This is a genomic window from Azohydromonas lata NBRC 102462 (genome assembly GCF_001571085.1).
Taxonomy (GTDB): domain Bacteria; phylum Pseudomonadota; class Gammaproteobacteria; order Burkholderiales; family Burkholderiaceae_C; genus Azohydromonas; species Azohydromonas lata.
Window position 1 is genome coordinate 18,360 of sequence record NZ_BCTC01000011.1, and the last position, 17,984, is coordinate 36,343.

The 17,984-nt window shown below is 71.1% G+C and carries 19 protein-coding genes; 17 read left to right on the plus strand and 2 right to left on the minus strand.

Annotated elements, in window-relative coordinates:
* Positions 1-95: 95 nt before the first annotated feature.
* The 7 genes from ALA01S_RS06190 to ALA01S_RS06220 all read left to right on the plus strand — a co-directional run bounded on the left by ALA01S_RS06190 (position 96) and on the right by ALA01S_RS06220 (position 7,911).
* Entirely contained in the window at positions 96-992 is an 897-nt protein-coding gene (locus ALA01S_RS06190) for a CorC family transporter (RefSeq protein WP_084267263.1), read from the plus strand.
* Positions 989-2,524 carry an apolipoprotein N-acyltransferase gene (gene lnt / locus ALA01S_RS06195; RefSeq protein WP_066333555.1) on the plus strand — a complete coding sequence of 512 codons (1,536 nt, stop codon included), beginning with the start codon at positions 989-991 and terminating at the stop codon, positions 2,522-2,524. Before ALA01S_RS06190 ends, lnt begins: the two co-directional genes overlap by 4 nt.
* A gap of 120 nt (positions 2,525-2,644) precedes the next feature.
* Positions 2,645-3,574, plus strand: coding sequence for a glycine--tRNA ligase subunit alpha (gene glyQ / locus ALA01S_RS06200; RefSeq protein WP_066333557.1), 930 nt, complete (start codon positions 2,645-2,647; stop codon positions 3,572-3,574).
* A 14-nt stretch (positions 3,575-3,588) separates the two neighbouring features.
* Positions 3,589-5,730, plus strand: a complete 2,142-nt coding sequence (gene glyS, locus ALA01S_RS06205; RefSeq protein WP_084267270.1) for a glycine--tRNA ligase subunit beta — start codon at positions 3,589-3,591, stop codon at positions 5,728-5,730.
* Positions 5,727-6,335, plus strand: coding sequence for a D-glycero-beta-D-manno-heptose 1,7-bisphosphate 7-phosphatase (gmhB, locus tag ALA01S_RS06210; protein ID WP_066333561.1), 609 nt, complete (start codon positions 5,727-5,729; stop codon positions 6,333-6,335). Before glyS ends, gmhB begins: the two co-directional genes overlap by 4 nt.
* A gap of 2 nt (positions 6,336-6,337) precedes the next feature.
* The gene (locus tag ALA01S_RS06215) at positions 6,338-7,123 is read left to right on the plus strand and encodes a lysophospholipid acyltransferase family protein (protein ID WP_066333563.1); all 786 of its coding nucleotides are present in this window, start codon (positions 6,338-6,340) and stop codon (positions 7,121-7,123) included.
* Between the two features lie 2 nt (positions 7,124-7,125).
* Positions 7,126-7,911 carry a M48 family metallopeptidase gene (locus ALA01S_RS06220; RefSeq protein ID WP_066333565.1) on the plus strand — a complete coding sequence of 262 codons (786 nt, stop codon included), beginning with the start codon at positions 7,126-7,128 and terminating at the stop codon, positions 7,909-7,911.
* A gap of 386 nt (positions 7,912-8,297) precedes the next feature.
* Here ALA01S_RS06220 and ALA01S_RS06225 read toward each other — a convergent pair whose 3' ends face one another.
* Entirely contained in the window at positions 8,298-9,368 is a 1,071-nt protein-coding gene (locus ALA01S_RS06225) for an MBL fold metallo-hydrolase (protein ID WP_066333567.1), read from the minus strand.
* A 67-nt stretch (positions 9,369-9,435) separates the two neighbouring features.
* Here ALA01S_RS06225 and ALA01S_RS06230 point away from each other — a divergent pair, with 67 nt between their 5' ends.
* The 5 genes from ALA01S_RS06230 (at position 9,436) to ALA01S_RS06250 (ending at position 14,627) form a co-directional block, all read left to right on the plus strand.
* Positions 9,436-9,891, plus strand: a complete 456-nt coding sequence (locus tag ALA01S_RS06230; RefSeq protein WP_066333570.1) for a PaaI family thioesterase — start codon at positions 9,436-9,438, stop codon at positions 9,889-9,891.
* Between the two features lie 104 nt (positions 9,892-9,995).
* On the plus strand, positions 9,996-10,760 hold the full coding sequence (can, locus tag ALA01S_RS06235) for a carbonate dehydratase (RefSeq protein ID WP_084267264.1): 765 nt from the start codon (positions 9,996-9,998) through the stop codon (positions 10,758-10,760).
* Between the two features lie 68 nt (positions 10,761-10,828).
* Entirely contained in the window at positions 10,829-12,676 is a 1,848-nt protein-coding gene (gene aceK / locus ALA01S_RS06240) for a bifunctional isocitrate dehydrogenase kinase/phosphatase (protein WP_066333572.1), read from the plus strand.
* A 62-nt stretch (positions 12,677-12,738) separates the two neighbouring features.
* Positions 12,739-13,917 (plus strand): acetyl-CoA C-acyltransferase, encoded by a 1,179-nt coding sequence (locus tag ALA01S_RS06245; RefSeq protein ID WP_066333575.1) that lies wholly within the window; start codon positions 12,739-12,741, stop codon positions 13,915-13,917.
* A gap of 44 nt (positions 13,918-13,961) precedes the next feature.
* On the plus strand, positions 13,962-14,627 hold the full coding sequence (locus ALA01S_RS06250) for an SDR family oxidoreductase (protein ID WP_066333582.1): 666 nt from the start codon (positions 13,962-13,964) through the stop codon (positions 14,625-14,627).
* Between the two features lie 79 nt (positions 14,628-14,706).
* Here ALA01S_RS06250 and ALA01S_RS06255 read toward each other — a convergent pair whose 3' ends face one another.
* A complete protein-coding gene (locus tag ALA01S_RS06255; RefSeq protein WP_157118788.1) occupies positions 14,707-15,330 on the minus strand; it encodes an energy-coupling factor ABC transporter permease in 624 nt (207 codons plus the stop codon).
* Between the two features lie 107 nt (positions 15,331-15,437).
* Between ALA01S_RS06255 and ALA01S_RS06260 the strand changes: the two genes are divergently transcribed.
* The 5 genes from ALA01S_RS06260 to ALA01S_RS06280 all read left to right on the plus strand — a co-directional run bounded on the left by ALA01S_RS06260 (position 15,438) and on the right by ALA01S_RS06280 (position 17,949).
* Positions 15,438-16,043: a 2-hydroxychromene-2-carboxylate isomerase gene (locus ALA01S_RS06260; RefSeq protein ID WP_066333587.1), complete on the plus strand. Its 606-nt coding sequence runs from the start codon at positions 15,438-15,440 to the stop codon at positions 16,041-16,043.
* A gap of 25 nt (positions 16,044-16,068) precedes the next feature.
* Positions 16,069-16,464 carry a rhodanese-like domain-containing protein gene (locus ALA01S_RS06265; protein WP_066333589.1) on the plus strand — a complete coding sequence of 132 codons (396 nt, stop codon included), beginning with the start codon at positions 16,069-16,071 and terminating at the stop codon, positions 16,462-16,464.
* Between the two features lie 65 nt (positions 16,465-16,529).
* Complete coding sequence (locus tag ALA01S_RS06270; RefSeq protein WP_066333592.1) at positions 16,530-17,024, plus strand: YbaK/EbsC family protein; 495 nt, start codon at positions 16,530-16,532, stop codon at positions 17,022-17,024.
* Between the two features lie 11 nt (positions 17,025-17,035).
* The gene (locus ALA01S_RS31495) at positions 17,036-17,311 is read left to right on the plus strand and encodes a DUF1289 domain-containing protein (RefSeq protein ID WP_238455707.1); all 276 of its coding nucleotides are present in this window, start codon (positions 17,036-17,038) and stop codon (positions 17,309-17,311) included.
* Positions 17,308-17,949, plus strand: a complete 642-nt coding sequence (locus ALA01S_RS06280) for a 2-hydroxychromene-2-carboxylate isomerase (protein WP_066333596.1) — start codon at positions 17,308-17,310, stop codon at positions 17,947-17,949. The genes ALA01S_RS31495 and ALA01S_RS06280 overlap by 4 nt, the downstream gene beginning before the upstream one ends.
* Positions 17,950-17,984: the final 35 nt, after the last annotated feature.

The following is a 17,984-nucleotide window of genomic DNA, read 5'->3' on the forward strand; positions in this document are numbered from 1 at the left end:
GGGGGTCTGATAAGGGCGACGGACTGTCATGCAAGCTCCGTGCCCTGTCAAGCCGATCAGGTATTCTTGCCGCCTTCCCACTGTCGACACCTGCCGTGTCAGAACCTCCTCAATCCGTCAAGACCCCGCCGGCGCGGCCCTCGTCGCTGCGCCTGCCGGCCGAAAAGCGCAGCCTGTTCGAGCGCCTGGTGGAGTTCATCTCGCCGGGGCCGGATTCCAAGGCCGAGCTGATGGAGACGCTGGCCGACGCCGAGCAGCGCGAGCTCATAGAGCCCGAGTCGCGGCTGATGCTCGAAGGCGTGCTGCGCATGGCCGACATGAGCGCCGGCGACGTCATGGTCGCGGCGCCGCGCATGGACCTGCTCGACATCGAGAGCCCGTACGAAGCGCTGCTGGAGCAGGTCATCGCCGCGGGGCACTCGCGCTTTCCCGTGTACGACGGGCGGCGCGACAACATCATCGGCATCCTCATGGCCAAGGACCTGCTCAAGCTGCAGCGCGCGCCGGAGCTGAGCCTGCGCACGCTGCTGCGGCCCACCGTGTTCGTCCCGGAGAGCAAGCGGCTCAACGAGCTGCTGCGCGACTTTCGCAGCAACCGCAACCATCTGGCCATCGTCATCGACGAATTCGGCAACACCGCCGGGCTCATCACGATCGAAGACGTGCTGGAGCAGATCGTCGGCGAGATCGAGGACGAGTTCGACGACAAGGACGCCGAGAGCGCCGTCTACACCCTGGCCGACGGCAGCTACCGCGTGGCCGGCGACGCCGAGATCGACGACGTCAACGAGGCCTTCGCCATCGCGCTGCCGCGCGAGGACTTCGACACCATAGGCGGCCTGGTCGCGCACGAGGCCGGCCGCGTGCCGCGCCGCGGCGAGGTGGTGGACGTGGGAGCGCTGCGCTTCACCGTCATGCTCACGCGCGGCGGTGCCGTGCGCTGGTTCAAGGTCACGCGCATACCTGCCGGCGAAGCCGCCGACGCATCTTGAACTTCAAAGCTGTACCGGGCTGGACCCGCCGGCTGGAGCTGCCGCTCCTGGCCGCGGTGGGCGCGCTGCACGCGCTCACCTTTGCCCACACCGGCGCCTGGCCGCTGCAACTGCTGTGCGTGGCGCTGCTGGCCTGGCGCGTGCAGGGCGCCGCACCGGGCCGCGCGGCGCTGCTGGGCTGGACCTTCGGCAGCGTGTGGGTGGGGGCGGGCACCTGGTGGCTGTTCGTGAGCATGCACCGCTACGGCGGCTTGCCCGCGCCGCTGGCCGTGGCCGCCGTGGCAGCGCTGGCGCTGGCCATGGGTGCCTACCTGGCGCTGGCCATGGGGCTGTACGCGCGCCTGCGGCGCGGCCGCGCCATGCCGGACGCGCTGCTGTGGGCCGCGCTGTGGCTGCTGGCCGAGCTGGCGCGCGGCGCGCTCTTCACCGGCTTTCCCTGGCTGGCCAGCGGCTACGCGCAGGTGGACGCCCCGCTGGCCGTGCTCGCGCCCTGGGTGGGCGTGTACGGCATGGGCGCGGCCGTGGCGCTGATCTCGGCGCTGCTGGTGGCCGCGGCGCGCGCGGGCTGGCGGGTGCTGGGCCTGGCGCTGGCCGGCATGGCGGCGGTGCTCACCGTGGCCGACGTGCTTGGGCCGGCCTCCTTCACGCTGGGCCACGGCACGCTGCGCGTGAGCCTGGTGCAGACCAACGTGGCGCAGGACGAGAAGTTCGCGGCGGAGCACCTGCCCGGCGCGCTGGCCTGGCTGCGCCAGGCGCTGGACCAGGCCCAGGGCGACCTGGTGGTGGCGCCGGAGACGGCCATCCCGCTGCTGCCCTCGCAGCTGCAGGATTTCGACCCCACCTACTGGAGCGCGCTGCGCGACCGCTTCGAGCACTCGCCGCAGGCCGCGCTGGTGGGCGTGCCGCTGGGCGACTTCGACAGCGGCTACGCCAACGCGGTGCTGGGCCTGTCCTCGCACACGGCGGGCAAGGACCCCTACCGCTACGACAAGGTGCACCTGGTGCCCTTCGGCGAGTTCATCCCCACGGGCTTTCGCTGGTTCACGCGGCTGATGGAAATCCCCTTGGGCGACTTCGACCGCGGCCCGCTCAATGCCCCGTCCTTCGCCACGCTGGGCCAGCGCCTGGCGCCCAACATCTGCTACGAGGATTTGTTCGGCGAGGAGCTGGCGCAGCGCTTTCGCGAGCCGGCGCACTCGCCCACGCTCTTCGTCAACGTCAGCAACATCGCCTGGTTCGGCCACACGGTGGCGCTGCCGCAGCACCTCAACATCAGCCGCCTGCGGGCGCTGGAGTTCCAGATTCCCATGCTGCGCGCCACCAACACCGGCGTGACCGCCGTCATCGACGAGACCGGCCGCGTCACCGCGCAACTGCCCGCCTACAGCCGCGGCACGCTGGAGGCGCCGGTGCAGGCACGCGAAGGCGTCACGCCCTTTGCGTGGTGGGCCGCGCGTGCCGGGCTGTGGCCGCTGCTGGCGGCGGCGCTGGGCACCATCGTGCTGGTGGTGGCGCGCGTGCGCCGCGCCTGAGGCGGCGGGGCGGGCGCCGGCGCCCGGGGTTTGGCGCGGGTCAAGGGCGGCCCTTGCCGGCGTCAGGGCCACGCGGGCGCCACCCTAGAATCAAGGGTTTACGTCCGCAACATCCACTCCATGGCCACGCTGAGCTTCCAGCAAATCATCCTTCGCCTGCAGGAATACTGGGGCGCCCAGGGCTGCGCGCTGCTGCAGCCCTACGACATGGAGGTCGGCGCCGGCACCAGCCACACCGCCACCTTCCTGCGCGCGCTGGGGCCCGAGCCCTGGAAGGCCGCCTACGTGCAGCCCAGCCGCCGCCCCAAGGACGGCCGCTACGGCGACAACCCCAACCGGCTGCAGCACTACTACCAGTTCCAGGTCGTCCTCAAGCCCGCGCCGGCCAACATCCTGGAGCTCTACCTGGGCTCGCTGCAGGCCCTGGGCTTCGACCTCAAGAAGAACGACATCCGCTTCGTCGAGGACGATTGGGAGAACCCCACCCTGGGCGCCTGGGGCCTGGGCTGGGAGGTGTGGCTCAACGGCATGGAGGTGACGCAGTTCACCTACTTCCAGCAGGTCGGCGGCATCGACTGCAAGCCCGCCACCGGCGAGATCACCTACGGCCTGGAGCGCCTGGCCATGTACCTGCAGGGCGTGGAAAACGTCTACGACCTCGAATACACGCCGGGGCTGAAGTACGGCGACGTGTTCCACCAGAACGAGGTCGAGCAGAGCACCTACAACTTCGAGCACTCCGACGTGGAGTTCCTGCTCACCGCCTTCGGCGCGCACGAGCGTCAGGCGCAGCACCTCATCGCGCAGCAGCTCGCGCTGCCGGCCTACGAGCAGGTGCTCAAGGCCGCGCACACCTTCAATTTGCTGGACGCGCGCGGCGCCATCAGCGTGACCGAGCGCGCGGCCTACATCGGCCGCATCCGCAACCTCGCGCGCTCGGTGGCCGCGGGCTACGTGGACAGCCGCGCGCGCCTGGGTTTCCCCATGGCGCCCAAGGCCTGGGCCGACGAGGTCACGGCACAACTCGAACTGAAGAAGAAGGCGGCGTGATGGCGGCTTCGGACATGAACCCAAAGAACCTGCTCGTCGAACTGTTCGTCGAGGAACTGCCGCCCAAGGCGCTCAAGAGCCTGGGCGACGCCTTCACGCAGGCACTGCTCAAGGGCCTGCAGGCCCAGGGCCTGGCCGGCGCCGACGCCGTGGCCACGCCCTACGCCTCGCCGCGCCGCCTGGCCGCGCACGTCACGGCGGTAGCGGCCCAAGCCCCCGACCGCGAGCAGCTCGTGAAGCTCATGCCGGTGGCCGTGGCGCTGAACGCCGAAGGCCAGCCCACGCCCGCGCTGCTCAAGAAGCTTTCCGCGCTGGGCGCCGACGCCTCCGTGCTGCCGCAACTGCAGCGCCGCCCCGACGGCAAGGCCGAGGCGCTGTTCCTGCAGAGCACGCTGCGCGGCGCCGCGCTGGCTGACGGCCTGCAGAAGGCGCTGGAAGAGGCGCTGGCGAAGCTGCCCATCCCCAAGGTCATGAGCTACCAGCTCGCCGATGGCTGGAGCAGCGTGCACTTCGTCCGCCCCGCGCACGCGCTGGTCGCGCTGCACGGCGCCGACGTGGTGCCCGTGGCCACCCTGGGCCTGCAGGCCGGCCGCGCCACCCATGGCCACCGCTTCGAGGCCGCCGTGGACCCGGTGGTGGTGCTGGACGCCGACAGCTATGCGCAGCAATTGCAGCAAGAAGGGGCGGTGATTGCCGGTTTCGACGCGCGCCGCGCCGAGATCGAGCGCCAGCTGCAGGCCGCAGCCGCCCGCGAAGGCCTCAAGCCCATCGAGGACGCCGCGCTGCTGGACGAGGTGACCGCGCTGGTCGAGCGCCCCAACGTGCTCGCCTGCCAGTTCGAGAAGGAGTTCCTGGACGTGCCGCAGGAGTGCCTCATCCTCACGATGAAGGCCAACCAGAAGTACTTCCCGCTGCTGGATGCGGCTGGAAAGCTCACGAACCGCTTCCTGGTGGTGAGCAACATCAGCCCCGAGGACGCGGGCGCCGTGGTGCAGGGCAACGAGCGCGTGGTGCGCCCGCGCCTGGCCGACGCCAAGTTCTTCTTCGACCAGGACCGCAAGAAGACGCTGGCCTCGCGCGTCCCCGGCCTGGCCAAGGTCGTCTACCACGGCAAGCTGGGCACGCAGGGCCAGCGCGCCGAGCGCGTGCAGGCCATCGCCCACGCCATCGTCAACCAGTTGCGCCTGGCCACCGTGCCCTACACGGTGGACGCCAAGGACGAGTTCGACGTGCTCGACAGCAAGGCCAAGGAAGCCGCGCTGCTGGCCAAGACCGACCTGCTCACCGACATGGTGGGCGAGTTCCCCGAGCTGCAAGGGATCATGGGCGCCTACTACGCCCGCCACGAGGGCCTGCGCGACGGCGTGGCCATCGCCATCGAGGACCACTACAAGCCCCGCTTTGCCGGCGACGCGCTGCCGCGCAACCACACCGGCACCGTGCTGGCGCTGGCCGACAAGCTGGAGACGCTGGTGGGCCTGTTCGGCATCGGCCAGCTCCCCACCGGCGACAAGGACCCGTTCGCCCTGCGCCGCCACGCCCTGGGCGTGATCCGGCTGCTGGTCGAGAAGAACCTGCCGCTGTCGCTGCACGAGCTGGTGGCGCAGGCCGTGCCGCCCTTCGGCGAGCTGATCGCGAACCCGGGCGCCGCGCTGCTGGACTTCTTCTACGACCGCCTGGCCGTGAGCCTGCGCGAGCAGGGCTACAGCGCGCAGGAAGTGGACGCCGTGCTCGCCCTGCGCCCCGAGCGCCTGGGCCAGGTGCCCAAGCGGCTGGCCGCGGTGCGCGCCTTCTCGGCCTTGCCGGAAGCCGCGTCGCTTGCCGCGGCCAACAAGCGCGTGGGCAACATCCTCAAGAAGAGCGAGGGCGGCGCCGCCGCGGCGGTGGATACCGCGCTGCTGCAGGAAAGTGCCGAAGCCGCGCTGTTCGAGGCCCTGCAGGCCGTGGCGCCCAAGGCTGACTCCGCGTTCGAGGCTGGTGACTACCAGGGCTCGCTGCAGGCGCTGGCCGCGCTCAAGGCGCCGGTGGACGCCTTCTTCGACCACGTCATGGTCAACGCCGAGGACGCCGCGCTGCGCGCCAACCGCTTGGCGCTGCTGGGTGCGCTGCACGGCGCGATGAACCGGGTCGCCGACCTGTCGCGGCTGGCGGCATGACACCCGTTCCCAAGCTCGTCATCCTCGGGCGTGACGGCATCCTCAACCAGTACCGCGAGGACCACGTCAAGGAGCCCTCGGAGTGGACGCCCGTGCCCGGCGCGCTGGAGGCCGTGGCGCGGCTCAACCACGCGGGCTGGCACACGGTCATCGCCACCAACCAAGCCGGCATTGGGCGCGGGATGATCGACATGGCCTCGCTCAACGCCGTGCACGCGCACATGATGCGCACGCTGGCGATGCAGGGCGGGCGGCTGGACGCGGTCTTCCTGTGCCCGCACACGCCGGAGGAGCACTGCGACTGCCGCAAGCCCCTGCCCGGGCTGATGCTGGACATCGGCCGGCGCTACGGCGCCGACCTCACGCAGGTGCCGATGGTGGGCGACACGCCGCGCGACATGCTGGCCGCCCGCGCCGCGGGCTGCCAGCCGCACCTGCTGCGCAGCGGCCGCGGCGCCTTGCTGGACGAGGCCCAGCTTCAGCAGCTCGCGGTCCAGGTGCCGGGGCTGCAGGTTCATGACGACTTGTCGGCCTTCGCCGACTACCTGCTGCAGCGCGAGCAACCTGACGCGCCGGCGGCCACGGACGGCGAGGGGAGCCGCTGACTATGGGACGACTGCTTTCGGCGCTGCGCTCGGCGCTCTATATCGTGTTCCTGGCCGTCACGGTGGTTCCGTGGGCGCTGTCGGTGGTGGTGGTGTCCATCTTCCTGCGCGGCGAGCCGGTGTACTGGATGTGCGCGGGCTGGCTGCGCACGGCCATCCTGGGCGCGCGCTTCATCTGCGGCGTGCGCTGGCGGCTGCAGGGCATGGACCACCTGCCCAAGGGCAAGCGCGACGCCGTGCTGCTGGCGGCCAAGCACCAGTCCACCTGGGAGACCTTTGCCTTCCCGGCGCTGATGCCGCACCCGCTGGCCTACGTGTTCAAGCGCGAGCTGCTCTACATCCCGTTCTTCGGCTGGGCCATGGCGCGGCTGGACATGATCCACATCGACCGCGCCAAGCGCACCGAGGCCTGGAACAAGGTCGCCACGCAGGGCCGCAAGTTCATGGCCCAGGGCACGTGGGTGATCATGTTCCCCGAGGGCACGCGCGTGCCCCGCGGCGAGCAGGCGCGCTACCAGAGCGGCGCCGCACGGCTGGCGATGGCCGCGGGCGTGCCGGTGGTGCCCATTGCCGTCACCTCCGCGCGCTGCTGGCCGCGCAAGAGCTGGCTGCTCAAGCCTGGCGTGATCGACATCTCCGTGGGCGCGCCCATCGCCACGCAGGGCCGCAGCGCCGACGCGGTGACGCGCGAGGTCGAAGCCTGGATCGAGGGCGAAATGCGCCGCCTGGACCCCGAGGCCTACGCCGGCGGCCAGCCGCAGCGCTCCGCCACCGCCGCGCAGTCCTGAGCATGGCCGCGCCCCGGCTCGTGGCCGATGCGGCGCCGGCCGGCGCCGTGCCGCAGGGCAGCGTGTGGCGCCACCCCGAGGCGCGCCACGCCGTGCACCTGTCCGGCGCCGAGGTGGGCTACGCGCTGCGGCGCAGCGCCCGCCGCAGCATCGGCCTGGTGGTGGACGCGCAGGGCCTGCGCGTGGCCGCCCCGCGCCACGCCACGCTGGCGCAGGTGGAGCAGGCGCTGCACGCCAAGGCGGCCTGGATACTGCGCCACCTCGCCGCGCAGCGGCAGCAGTCGCTGCGCCGCCGCGAGGTGCAGCCGGTGTGGGGCCCCGAAGCCGAGCTTCCCTTCCTGGGCGAGCGCCTGTCGCTGCGGCCGCAGGCCGCGGCCTGGCAGCTCGACGCCGCCGCCGCGCTGCTGCACGCGCCGCTGCCCGCCGAGGCGCCGCCGGCGCAATGGGCCGCCGCGCTGCGCGAGTGGCTGCGCGCGCGGGCGCTGGCGCATTTCCGTGAGCGCTGCGCCCTCCATGCGCCGCTGATGGGTGTGCGGCCGTCGCGCGTGGCGCTGTCTGCCGCCGTGACGCGCTGGGGCAGCGCCAGCGCCGCGGGCGTGATCCGCCTGAACTGGCGCCTGGTGCACCTGGCGCCCGCGCTCATCGACTACGTGGTGGTGCACGAGCTGGCCCACCTGCGCGAGATGAACCACAGCGCCGCCTTCTGGGCTCATGTGCGCGCCGTGCTGCCGGACTTCGCCGCCCGCCGCGCCGCGCTGCGCGCCGCGGTGCTGCCCTCGCTGGACTGAGCAAGCCGGCGTCAGCGCCCGTCAGGTTCTCGGCCCCGGCCCTCACGCCGGCAGGGCGAGCCGTGCATTAGTCACAATTTGTCACCCATTCGGGGGCCCTGCAAATGAGGGGGGTTGCTGCAGACTGGCCCTTCGCTGTCCATGACGGCGTGCACCGCGGGAGGCGCCGCGTTCGACGGCAAGGGCGGTGCACGGGCAGGGCCTGTTACTCACGTGACAGGCCCTTCTTCTTGGCGGACGGTTCAGGGCAGGGTTTGGGCGAAGTCATGGCGGGCCAGTGTTCAGTTTCGTGCCCGGTGAGCCCCCATTGAATGGGCTTCATCGTTCAGATTTCTGAACAATGCGGCCGGCGGAAAAGTGCCTTGTCCGCCTTATAGGAGGCCCGCTCAGGGCTTGGTGAACCGCCAGACGCCGTCCGCATCCGCCTGGCGGCGCAGCCGGCCGTCCAGCCACAGCGCGTGCAGGTGGGCGATGGCTTCGCCCATGGCGAAGGTGGTCTGGTGCAGGTCCAGCGGGCGGCGGAACAGCACGGGCAGCAGCGCGGCGGCGTCCATGGGCCGCTCGGCGCAGGCCTGCAGCACTTCGCCCAGCCGCTCGTCGTGGTGCTCGCGCAGTTGCGCCACGCGCGCATGCAGCCCCGTGAAAGGCTTGCCGTGCGAGGGCAGCACCAGGGTGCCGGCCGGCAGCGGCGTGAAGCGCTCCAGCGACGCGAGGTACAGCGGCAGCGGGTTGGCTTCCGGTTCCACGTCCAGCACGCTGACGTTGGTGGAGATGCGCGGCAGCAGCATGTCGCCGGAAATCAGCACGCCCAGCGCCGGGCAGTGCAGGCTGATGTGCTCCGGCGCGTGGCCGTAGCCGGCGATGCAGTGCCAGTCGTGGCCGCCCATGGGCAGCCGCAGGCCGTCCAGCAGCCGCGCGTATTGCGCCGGCACCTCGGGGACCATGCTGGCGTAGTAGCTGCCGCGCTGTCGCACCTTCTCCAGCGCGTCCGGGTCCGTGAGGCCGTGGCTGCCGAAGAAGGCCGCGGCGCTGTCGCCGCCATGGCCCGTGCTGCTGCGGCTGCCGTGTTGGGCGGCGAGGTAGTCGGTGGCGCTGATCCACAGGCGGCAGCCCCAGCGCGCGGTGAGCCACTGCGCCAGGCCGATGTGGTCGGGGTGCATGTGCGTCACCACCAGGCGCAGCAGCGGCAGCCCGTCCAGCCCGGTTTCGAAGACCTGTTCCCAGGCGGCGCGGGTGGCGTCGCTGGCGATGCCGGTGTCCACCGCCGTCCAGCCCTCGCGGCCGTCCACGCGGTCGCGCAGCAGCCACAGGTTGATGTGGTCCAGCGCGAAGGGCAGCCCCATGCGCAGCCAGCGCACGCCCGGGGCGATGTCCAGGGCCTGGCCCGGCGCGGGCAACCGGTCGCCCAGGGGGTAAGTCAACGGAGAAGGCTGGGGGCGGTGCTGCGGGGCGGTCATGCGCGGGCAGTGTAGTGACCCCCCCTTAAAATCCGGGGATTCGCGCCGAGTACCCGGAGGAGGATTGATGAGCTTCGTTCCCGCAGACGCCGGCTATGCACAGCGCGTGCGCGACAACTTCGCCCGCCAGGGCGCCATGCGCACGCTCGGAGCCTCGCTGGAGGTGGTGGAGCCGGGCCATGTGGTCATCGTCGTGCGCCACAAGCCGGAGCTGGCCCAACAGCACGGTTTCATGCACGCCGGCATGCTCACCACCGCGCTGGACTCCGCCTGCGGCTACGCCGCCTTCTCGCTCATGCCGGCCGAGGCCTCGGTGCTGTCGGTGGAGTTCAAGGTCAACCTGCTGGCGCCCGCGCAGGGCCCCTGGCTGCGTTGCGAGGCCCGCGTGCTCAAGGCCGGGCGCACCATCAGCGTGGTCGAGGGCCGCGCGCTGCAGCACGACGGCGGCGGCCCCGAAAAGCTCGTGGCCACCATGACCGCCACCATGTTCACCGTGCAGGGCCGCCCCGACGTCCAGGGCTGACGCCGCCTCACCGCCCGCCGCCGGTGCGCTCGCAAGCGCTGTGCGCGGCCCCGGATCGCGCCGCCAGAAGATTTCCCCCGTTCCATAAGAAATGACTCCCCGCCATGTCCAATGAACTGAAAGACCTCTTCGAGCGCAACCGCCAGTGGGCCGACGAGACCGAGGCCCGCGAGCCGGGCTTCTTCTCCCGGCTGCTCAAGCAGCAGACGCCGCAGTACCTGTGGATAGGCTGCGCCGACTCGCGCGTGCCGGCCAACGAGCTGGTGGGGCTGCTGCCGGGCGAGCTGTTCGTCCACCGCAACGTGGCCAACGTGGTGGCGCACTCGGACCTCAACTCCCTGTCGGTGCTGCAGTTCGCGGTGGACGCGCTGCGGGTGCAGCACGTCATCGTGGTGGGTCACTCCAACTGCGGCGGCGTCAAGGCCGCGCTGCACGACCTGCGCGTGGGCCTGGTGGACAACTGGCTGCGCCACGTGCAGGACGTGCGCGACAAGCACCGCGACTGGCTGTTCAGCATTCCGGCCGATCTGCGCACCGACGCGCTGTGCGAGCTCAACGTGCTGGAGCAGGCGCTCAATGTCTGCCAGACCACGGTGGTCAAGGACGCCTGGCAGCGCGGCCAGAGCGTGGTGGTGCACGGCTGGGTGTACGGCCTGCACAACGGGCTGCTGCAGGACCTGCGCATGACCGTGGGCAGCCCCGACGACGTGGCCCCGGCCTACGAGCAGGCGCTGCGCGCCGTGAAGGCCCGCGCGGCGGCGCAGCAGGCCGACATCGCCCCGGCCCCCGCGCCGGCTCCCGCACCGGCCCCGGTCGCCGACGCCCAGACCGGCAGCGGCGCTGCCGACCTCGGCCCGCTGAGCTCCTGACGGGGCGGCGGGCCAGCCCCGCGGCAGGTCGGCCCTGCACAAGACACAAGATCCCAGGAGACAAGGCCGTGACCCACAACCCCCCCAGCCTCTTTCCGCGCGTGCTGGACGATGGCCGTGCCTACGCCATCGCCGGTGCGCTGCTGGAGGGTTTCAACCGCCACTACCGGCTGTTCCGAGAAACCAGCGCCGCGGCCAAGCAGCGCTTCGAACAGGCGGACTGGCACGGCCAGCAGCGCGCGCAGCGCGAGCGCATCGAGTTCTACGACGTGCGCGTGGAGGAGGCCGCCGAACGGCTGCAGACCGAGTTCCAGGCCTCCTCGCTGCCCATGGACACCTGGCAGCAGGTGAAGCTCCACTACATCGGACTGCTGGTGAACCACCACCAGCCCGAGCTGGCCGAGACCTTCTTCAACTCGGTCACGACCAAGATCCTTCACCACAACTACTTCCACAACGACTTCATCTTCGTCCGCCCGGCCGTTTCCACCGAGTACATCGAGAACGACGAGCCCGCCGCGGCGCCCACCTACCGCGCCTACTACCCCACGCCCGCGACGCTGCGCGAGACGCTGCAGCGCATCGTCCACAACTTCCAGCTCGCGCTGCCCTTCGAGGACTTCCAGCGCGACCTGGACGACGTGCTGGAGGCGCTGCGCCGCCAGTTGGGCGACGTGCGTTGGCGCACCAATTTCCAGATCCAGGTCCTGTCCTCGATGTTCTTCCGCAACAAGGGCGGCTACATCGTGGGCAAGATCGTCAACGGCTTCCACGAGACCTCGTTCGTGTTGCCCATCCTGCACGCGCAGGAGGGCCAGTCGCTGGCGATAGACGCGGCGCTCTTCGGTGAGGAGGAGCTGCTGCTGCTGTTCAGCTTCGCGCGCGCCTACTTCATGGTGAACATGGAGATTCCCGCGGCCTACGTGCAGTTCCTGCGCAGCCTCATGCCGCGCAAGCCGCGCTCGGAGCTCTACAGCGCGCTGGGTTTGCAGAAGCAGGGCAAGAACCTGTTCTACCGGGACTTCCTCTATCACCAGCGCCATTCCGGCGACAAGTTCCGCATCGCGCCGGGCATCAAGGGCATGGTGATGCTGGTGTTCGACCTGCCGAGCTTTCCCTTCGTCTTCAAGGCCATCAAGGACTTCTTCCCGGCGCCCAAGGAGACCACGCGCGAGCTGGTGCAGGGCAAGTACCAGCTCGTGAAGACGCACGACCGCGTGGGCCGCATGGCCGACACGCTGGAGTACAGCAACGTGGCCTTCCCGCGCGTGCGCTTCGAGGACGCGCTGGTGCAGGAGCTGCTGCACCACTGTCCAAGCCAGGTGGAAATTTCCGACCGCGACGGCGACGGGCAGGTGGAGGTCATCCTCAAGCACGTCTACATCGAGCGCCGCATGATCCCGCTGAACATCTACCTGCAGGAGGCCACGCCCCAGCAGCTGGAGCACGCGGTGATCGAGTACGGCAACGCCATCAAGGACCTCGTGGCCGCCAACATCTTCCCCGGCGACATGCTGTGGAAGAACTTCGGCGTGACGCGCCACGGCAAGGTGGTGTTCTACGACTACGACGAGATCGAGTACCTCACCGACTGCAACTTCCGCCGCGTGCCCACGCCGCGCAACGAGGAGGAGGAGATGTCCGGCGAGATCTGGTACCACGTCGGCCCAAAGGACGTGTTCCCGGAAACGTTCGAACCCTTCCTGCTGGGCAACGCCAGCGTGCGCGAGGTGTTCATGAAGCACCACGCCGACCTGCTCGACGCAGACTTCTGGAACACGCACAAGCAGCGCATCCTGGCCGGGCACGTGCACGACGTGTTCCCCTACGAGCCGCACAAGCGTTTCATCCACCAGCGCGCGGCGCGCGCCGCCGCCGAGGCCGGCACGGACACCGGCGCAGCCCAACGGGGCTGAGCCCGCCTGGCTTGCGTCCCGCCGCCGCCACACGGACTGACCGAGAGAAGAGGAGCGCAACCATGGCTGATTCCGTCGTCATCGTCTCCGCGGCCCGCACGCCCATTGGGGGGCTGCTGGGCGATTTCGCATCGCTGCAGGCCTGGGAGCTGGGCGCCGTGGCCCTACGCGCCGCCGTGGAGCGCGCCGGGCTGCCCGGCGACGCGGTGGACGAGGTGCTCATGGGCAACTGCCTCATGGCCGGCCAGGGCCAGGCGCCCGCGCGCCAGGCCCTGCGCCGCGCCGGCCTGCCCGACGCCACCGGGGCGGTGACCCTCTCCAAGATGTGCGGGTCGGGCATGCGCGCCATGATGTTCGCGCACGACATGCTCCTGGCCGGCAGCGCCGACGCCCTGGTGGCCGGCGGCATGGAGAGCATGACCAACGCGCCGCACTTGATGTTCGCCCGCAAGGGCGTGAAGTACGGCGCCGCCGCCCTGTACGACCACATGGCCCTGGACGGCCTGGAAGACGCCTACGACCGCGGCAAGGCCATGGGCGTGTTCGCCGAGACCTGCGTGTCGCAGTTCGGCTTCACCCGCGAGGCCATGGAGGCCTACGCCGTCGCCTCCACCCAGCGCGCCAGGCAGGCCAACGAGGACGGCCGTTTCGATTGGGAAATTGCCCCGGTGACCGTGGCCGGCCGCGGCGGCGACACCGTCTTCAAGCACGACGAGCAGCCCTTCAAGGCCAAGCTGGACAAGATCGCCGGGCTGAAGCCGGCGTTCAAGAAGGACGGCACCATCACCGCCGCCACCGCCTCCAGCATTTCCGACGGCGCCGCCGCGCTGGTGCTCCTGCGCGAGTCCACCGCGGCGCAGCGGGGCTTGAAGCCGCTGGCGCGCATCGCCGCGCACGCCGTGCACGCGCAGGCGCCGGAGCTGTTCACAACGGCGCCGGCGGGCTCCATCGAGAAGGTCTTGAAGAAGGCCGGCTGGCGCAAGGAGCAGGTGGACCTGTGGGAGGTCAACGAGGCCTTTGCCGCCGTGACCATGGCCGCGATGTCGGCGCTGGAGCTGCCGCACGACATCGTCAACGTGCACGGCGGCGCCGTGGCGCTGGGCCACCCCATTGGCGCCAGCGGCGCGCGCATCGTCGTGACGCTCCTGGGCGCGCTGCGCCAGCGCGGCCTCAAGCGCGGCGTGGCGTCGCTGTGCATTGGCGGCGGCGAGGCCACGGCGCTGGCGCTGGAGCTGCTCTGAGCACGCCTGCGCGCCCCGAACGAAATACCACCGAGGAAACACAGATGCAAAAGGTTCTGGTGATTGGCGCCTCGCGCGGCATTGGCCTGGAGTTCGTGCGCCAGTACCGCGAGGCGGGCGCGCAGGTCTGGGCCACGGCACGCGGTGAGCATTGCGCGGCGGTGCAGGCCCTGGGCGCCACCTGCTGGGAGCTGGACGTGGCCGACGCCGCCAGCGCCTCCTCGCTGAGCTGGCGGCTGGACGGATTGAACCTGGATGCGGCCATCTACTGCGCCGGCCTGTACGGGCCGGACACGGCCGGGCTGGAGCCGCCCACGCAGGCCGACTTCGACACGGTGATGCACGTCAACGTGTTGGGCGCGATGCGGCTGCTGCCGGCGATGGCCGAGGGGCTGAAGCCCGGCGGCACGCTGGCGGTGCTGTCCTCGGTGATGGCATCCATAGGCGGGCGCTCATCGACTTCCGGCTGGCTCTACCGCGCCTCCAAGGCGGCGCTGAATTCCGTGCTCAAGGACGCGGCGCTGGCGCTGCAGGGCCGCGCGCTGTGCGTGGCGCTGCACCCGGGCTGGGTGCGCACGGACATGGGCGGGCCGGCGGCCTCGCTGTCGGTGCAGGAGAGCGTGGCCGCGCAGCGCCGCGTGCTGGCCGGGCTGTCCGACAAGGACCACGGCGGGTTCCTTGGGCCGCAAGGGGAGGCGATTCCCTGGTGATGACGTGACAAGGGCCGCCTCGGTGAGCGGCCCTTTATTCGTGGAAAGCGTGGACGGGCAGCCTGGGCCGCGGGCGCCTTCAGCGCGGCGCCGCCGGCAAATACCGCCGGTCGGAATAAGTGGCCATCCACTGCGGCCGCCAGGCCACGAAGATGGCGCAGATCATGCCGCTGAGCACCGCGTCGCTCCAGGCCACCAGCCAGCGCCCGGTGAGCACGATGGCCACGTCGCTGTTCGGGGGCAGCGGGTGGCTCAGCACCCACAGCCCGCCGGTGAGGGCCATGGCCAGCAGCGTGGCGCCAAAGCCCCGGGCCAGGATGTAGACCATCAGGTGCTGCGGCAGCCAGCGCCGCGTCACGAGGCCCAGGCCCAGGCCCATCGTGGCCGGCAGCACGCCGTTCCACACGGCCTGGTGCAGGGCGGCGAGGGCGCCGCTACCGTCGATCAGCGCCGTGCACGCGGCCACCGGCACGCAGGTGAGCACGGCCAGCGGCCAGCCGAACATCAGCACCAGCAGCGCCGCGCAGGAAAGCTGCAGCGGCGGGCCGTCCGGCAGCGAGCCCTGCAGCGACCACACCCAGGGCAGCACCACCAGCGCGGCCAGCCAGGGGTTGCGCAACTCGTCGGCGCGCAGCGTCGCCCATGGCCTGAAGCACAAGGCCACGCCACAGGCGGCGAGCAGCACGGCGAGTTCGAGCAGCATGTTCATATCCGGCATCCATCGTGCCCGTGTTTTTGCGTGGCACCTTGTCCGCAGCGCAAGGGAATGCGCTGTTGCGGGCGGGCTTTCCCTGCCGCCAGCATGCGTGGATGAGCTTCCCCACCCCCATCGATGTCTGGTTCGACTTTTCCTCGCCGTATGCCTACCTGGCCTCGACGTGGATAGAGCCATTGGCCGCGCGCCATGGCCGGCGCGTGCGCTGGCACGCCATGCTGTTGGGCGCCACGCTGGCCGCGGCCGAGCTGCGCCCGCCCGTGGCCTACCCGCTCAAGGGCGACTACATGCGCCGCGACTTCGAGCGCTCGGCGCGCTTCGAGGGCGTGCCCTACCGGCCGCCGCCGCGCTTTCCCATCGCCACGCAGAACGCGGCGCGCATCTTCTGGTGGCTGCAGTCGCAGGACGAATCCCGCGCCGCCGGCTGGGCCCGCCGCGCCCTGGCCGCCTACTTCGCCGAGGGCGTGCAACTCGACGAGATGCCCGCGCTGCTGGCGCTGGCCGGGCGCTGCGGCCTGGACCCGGCGCAGGCCCAGGCCGCCTGCGCCGACCCGCAATGGAAGGCGCACCTGAAGCAGGTCAACGACCAGGCCATTGCCGCGGGTATCTTTGGCGCGCCCTGGATCGTCGTGGACGGCGAGCCCTTCTGGGGCAACGACCGCCGAGCGCACATCGAGCGCTGGCTGGCATCGCCCTTCTGACAAGAACCACCCTGGAGAACGAGACATGAGCAAGACCGCCCAACAAATGGTCGAGGAGGCCATGGCGCTGGTGCGCACCTGCACGCTGGACGAGGCGCTGGCGCTGCACGGCCGTGAGGACGTGCAGTTCATCGACCTGCGCGACATCCGCGAGCTGGAACGCGAGGGCACCATCCCCGGCGCCTACAACACGCCGCGCGGCATGCTGGAGTTCTGGGCCGACCCCGAGAGCCCCTACCACAAGCCCGTGTTCGCCCAGGGCAAGCAGCTCGTCCTGTTCTGCGCCGCGGGCTGGCGCTCGGCGCTGGCGACCAAGACGCTGCTGGAGATGGGCTTCGACAACGTGGCCCACGTGGACGGCGGCTTCAAGGCCTGGAAGGAGGGCGGCGGCCCCGTGGCGCCGCTGCCGCCCAAGCGCTGAAAAGGGGCTGCCGGCGCTGGCTATAGTCCTGCGCTCGCCGCCACCCGCAGCGGCGCGAGGACGACATGGACGACGATTTCAAGCAGCGCCCCGAGGGCTTCCAACGCGTGGCGCAGGCCCTGGCGGCGCAGGGCCACCCGCATCTGCCGCTGTACCTGGAGACGGCCGCGCGCACCGCGCAGGAGGCGGCCGACGCGCTGGGCGTGTCGGTCGGCCAGATCGCCAAGAGCGTCATTTTCAAGTTGCGCGCCGACGAGCGCGCGGTGCTCGTCGTGGCGTCCGGCGACCGCCGCGTGGACGAGAAGAAGGTTGCCGCGCTGGTGGGCCCCGTGGGCCGGGCCGATGCGGACTTCGTCAAGGCCCGCACGGGCTTCTCCATCGGCGGTGTCTCGCCGGTGGCGCATGCCACGCCGCCGCTGACGCTCATTGACCGCGAGCTGTTCCGCTTCGACGAGATTTGGGCCGCCGCCGGCCATCCCAACGGCGTGTTCCGGCTCAGTCCGGGACAGTTGGAAGTGCTCACCGGCGCCCCGGTGGCCGACGTGGTGCAGCAGCCGTGACGCCGCCGCCTTTGCACACTCCCGCCGCCGCCGCCCAGGCCCAGCCCGGGGACATCGCCCCGGCGGCGCCCGCGCCCGTGGGCTCGCCCTGCACCGGCGTGTGCAAGATGGACGCGGCCACCGGCTGGTGCCTGGGCTGCGCCCGCAGCATCGACGAAATCGCTTCGTGGTCGCGCCTGGACGACCCCGCCAAGCGCGCCGTGTGGGCACTGCTGCCGGCGCGGCAGGCGCAGTTGAGAACGCTGCACGGCGAGCTGCCGCCGCCACCGCCGCGGAGCACGCGATGAAGACGCTGGACTTCTGGTTCGACACCGTCTCGCCCTACGCCTACCTGGCCTTCGAGCGGCTGCCGCAGGCGCTCGAAGGCCTGTCCTACAGCGTGCGCTACCGCCCGCTGCTGTTCGGGGCGCTGTTGAAGCACTGGGGGCAGCTCGGCCCGGCCGAGTTCGAGCCCAAGCGCGCCTGGACCCTGCGGCAGGTGCACTGGCAGGCGCGCGAGCTGGGCGTGGAGCTCGCCTTGCCGGCGCAGCACCCGTTCAATCCGCTGGCGCTGCAGCGCTTGGCGCTGGCCTGCGGCGACGTGGATGGCCTGCCCAACCGCCGCGTGGTGGAGGCGCTGTTCCACCACGTCTGGCGCGGCGGCGGGGCGGACGTCAGCGACCCGGCGCGGCTGCAGGCGCTGCAGGCCGAGCTGCGCCCGGCCCTGGACCCGCAGGGCGACGAGGTCAAACAGCGGCTGCGCGCGCTGACCGAGGAGGCCATCGCGCTGGGCCTCTTCGGCGTGCCCACCATCGCCTTCGAGGGCAAGCTGTTCTGGGGGCTGGACGCGCTGCCCATGCTGCGCGCGGCGATGTTGGGCGACGCCTGGTTCGACGGCCCGTGGAACGAGGTGGCGCGGCCCCAGCCGGGGGTGCGTCGGCGCTGAGGGACGCCACACTCGCCGCGCCCGCGTCCCGTGCG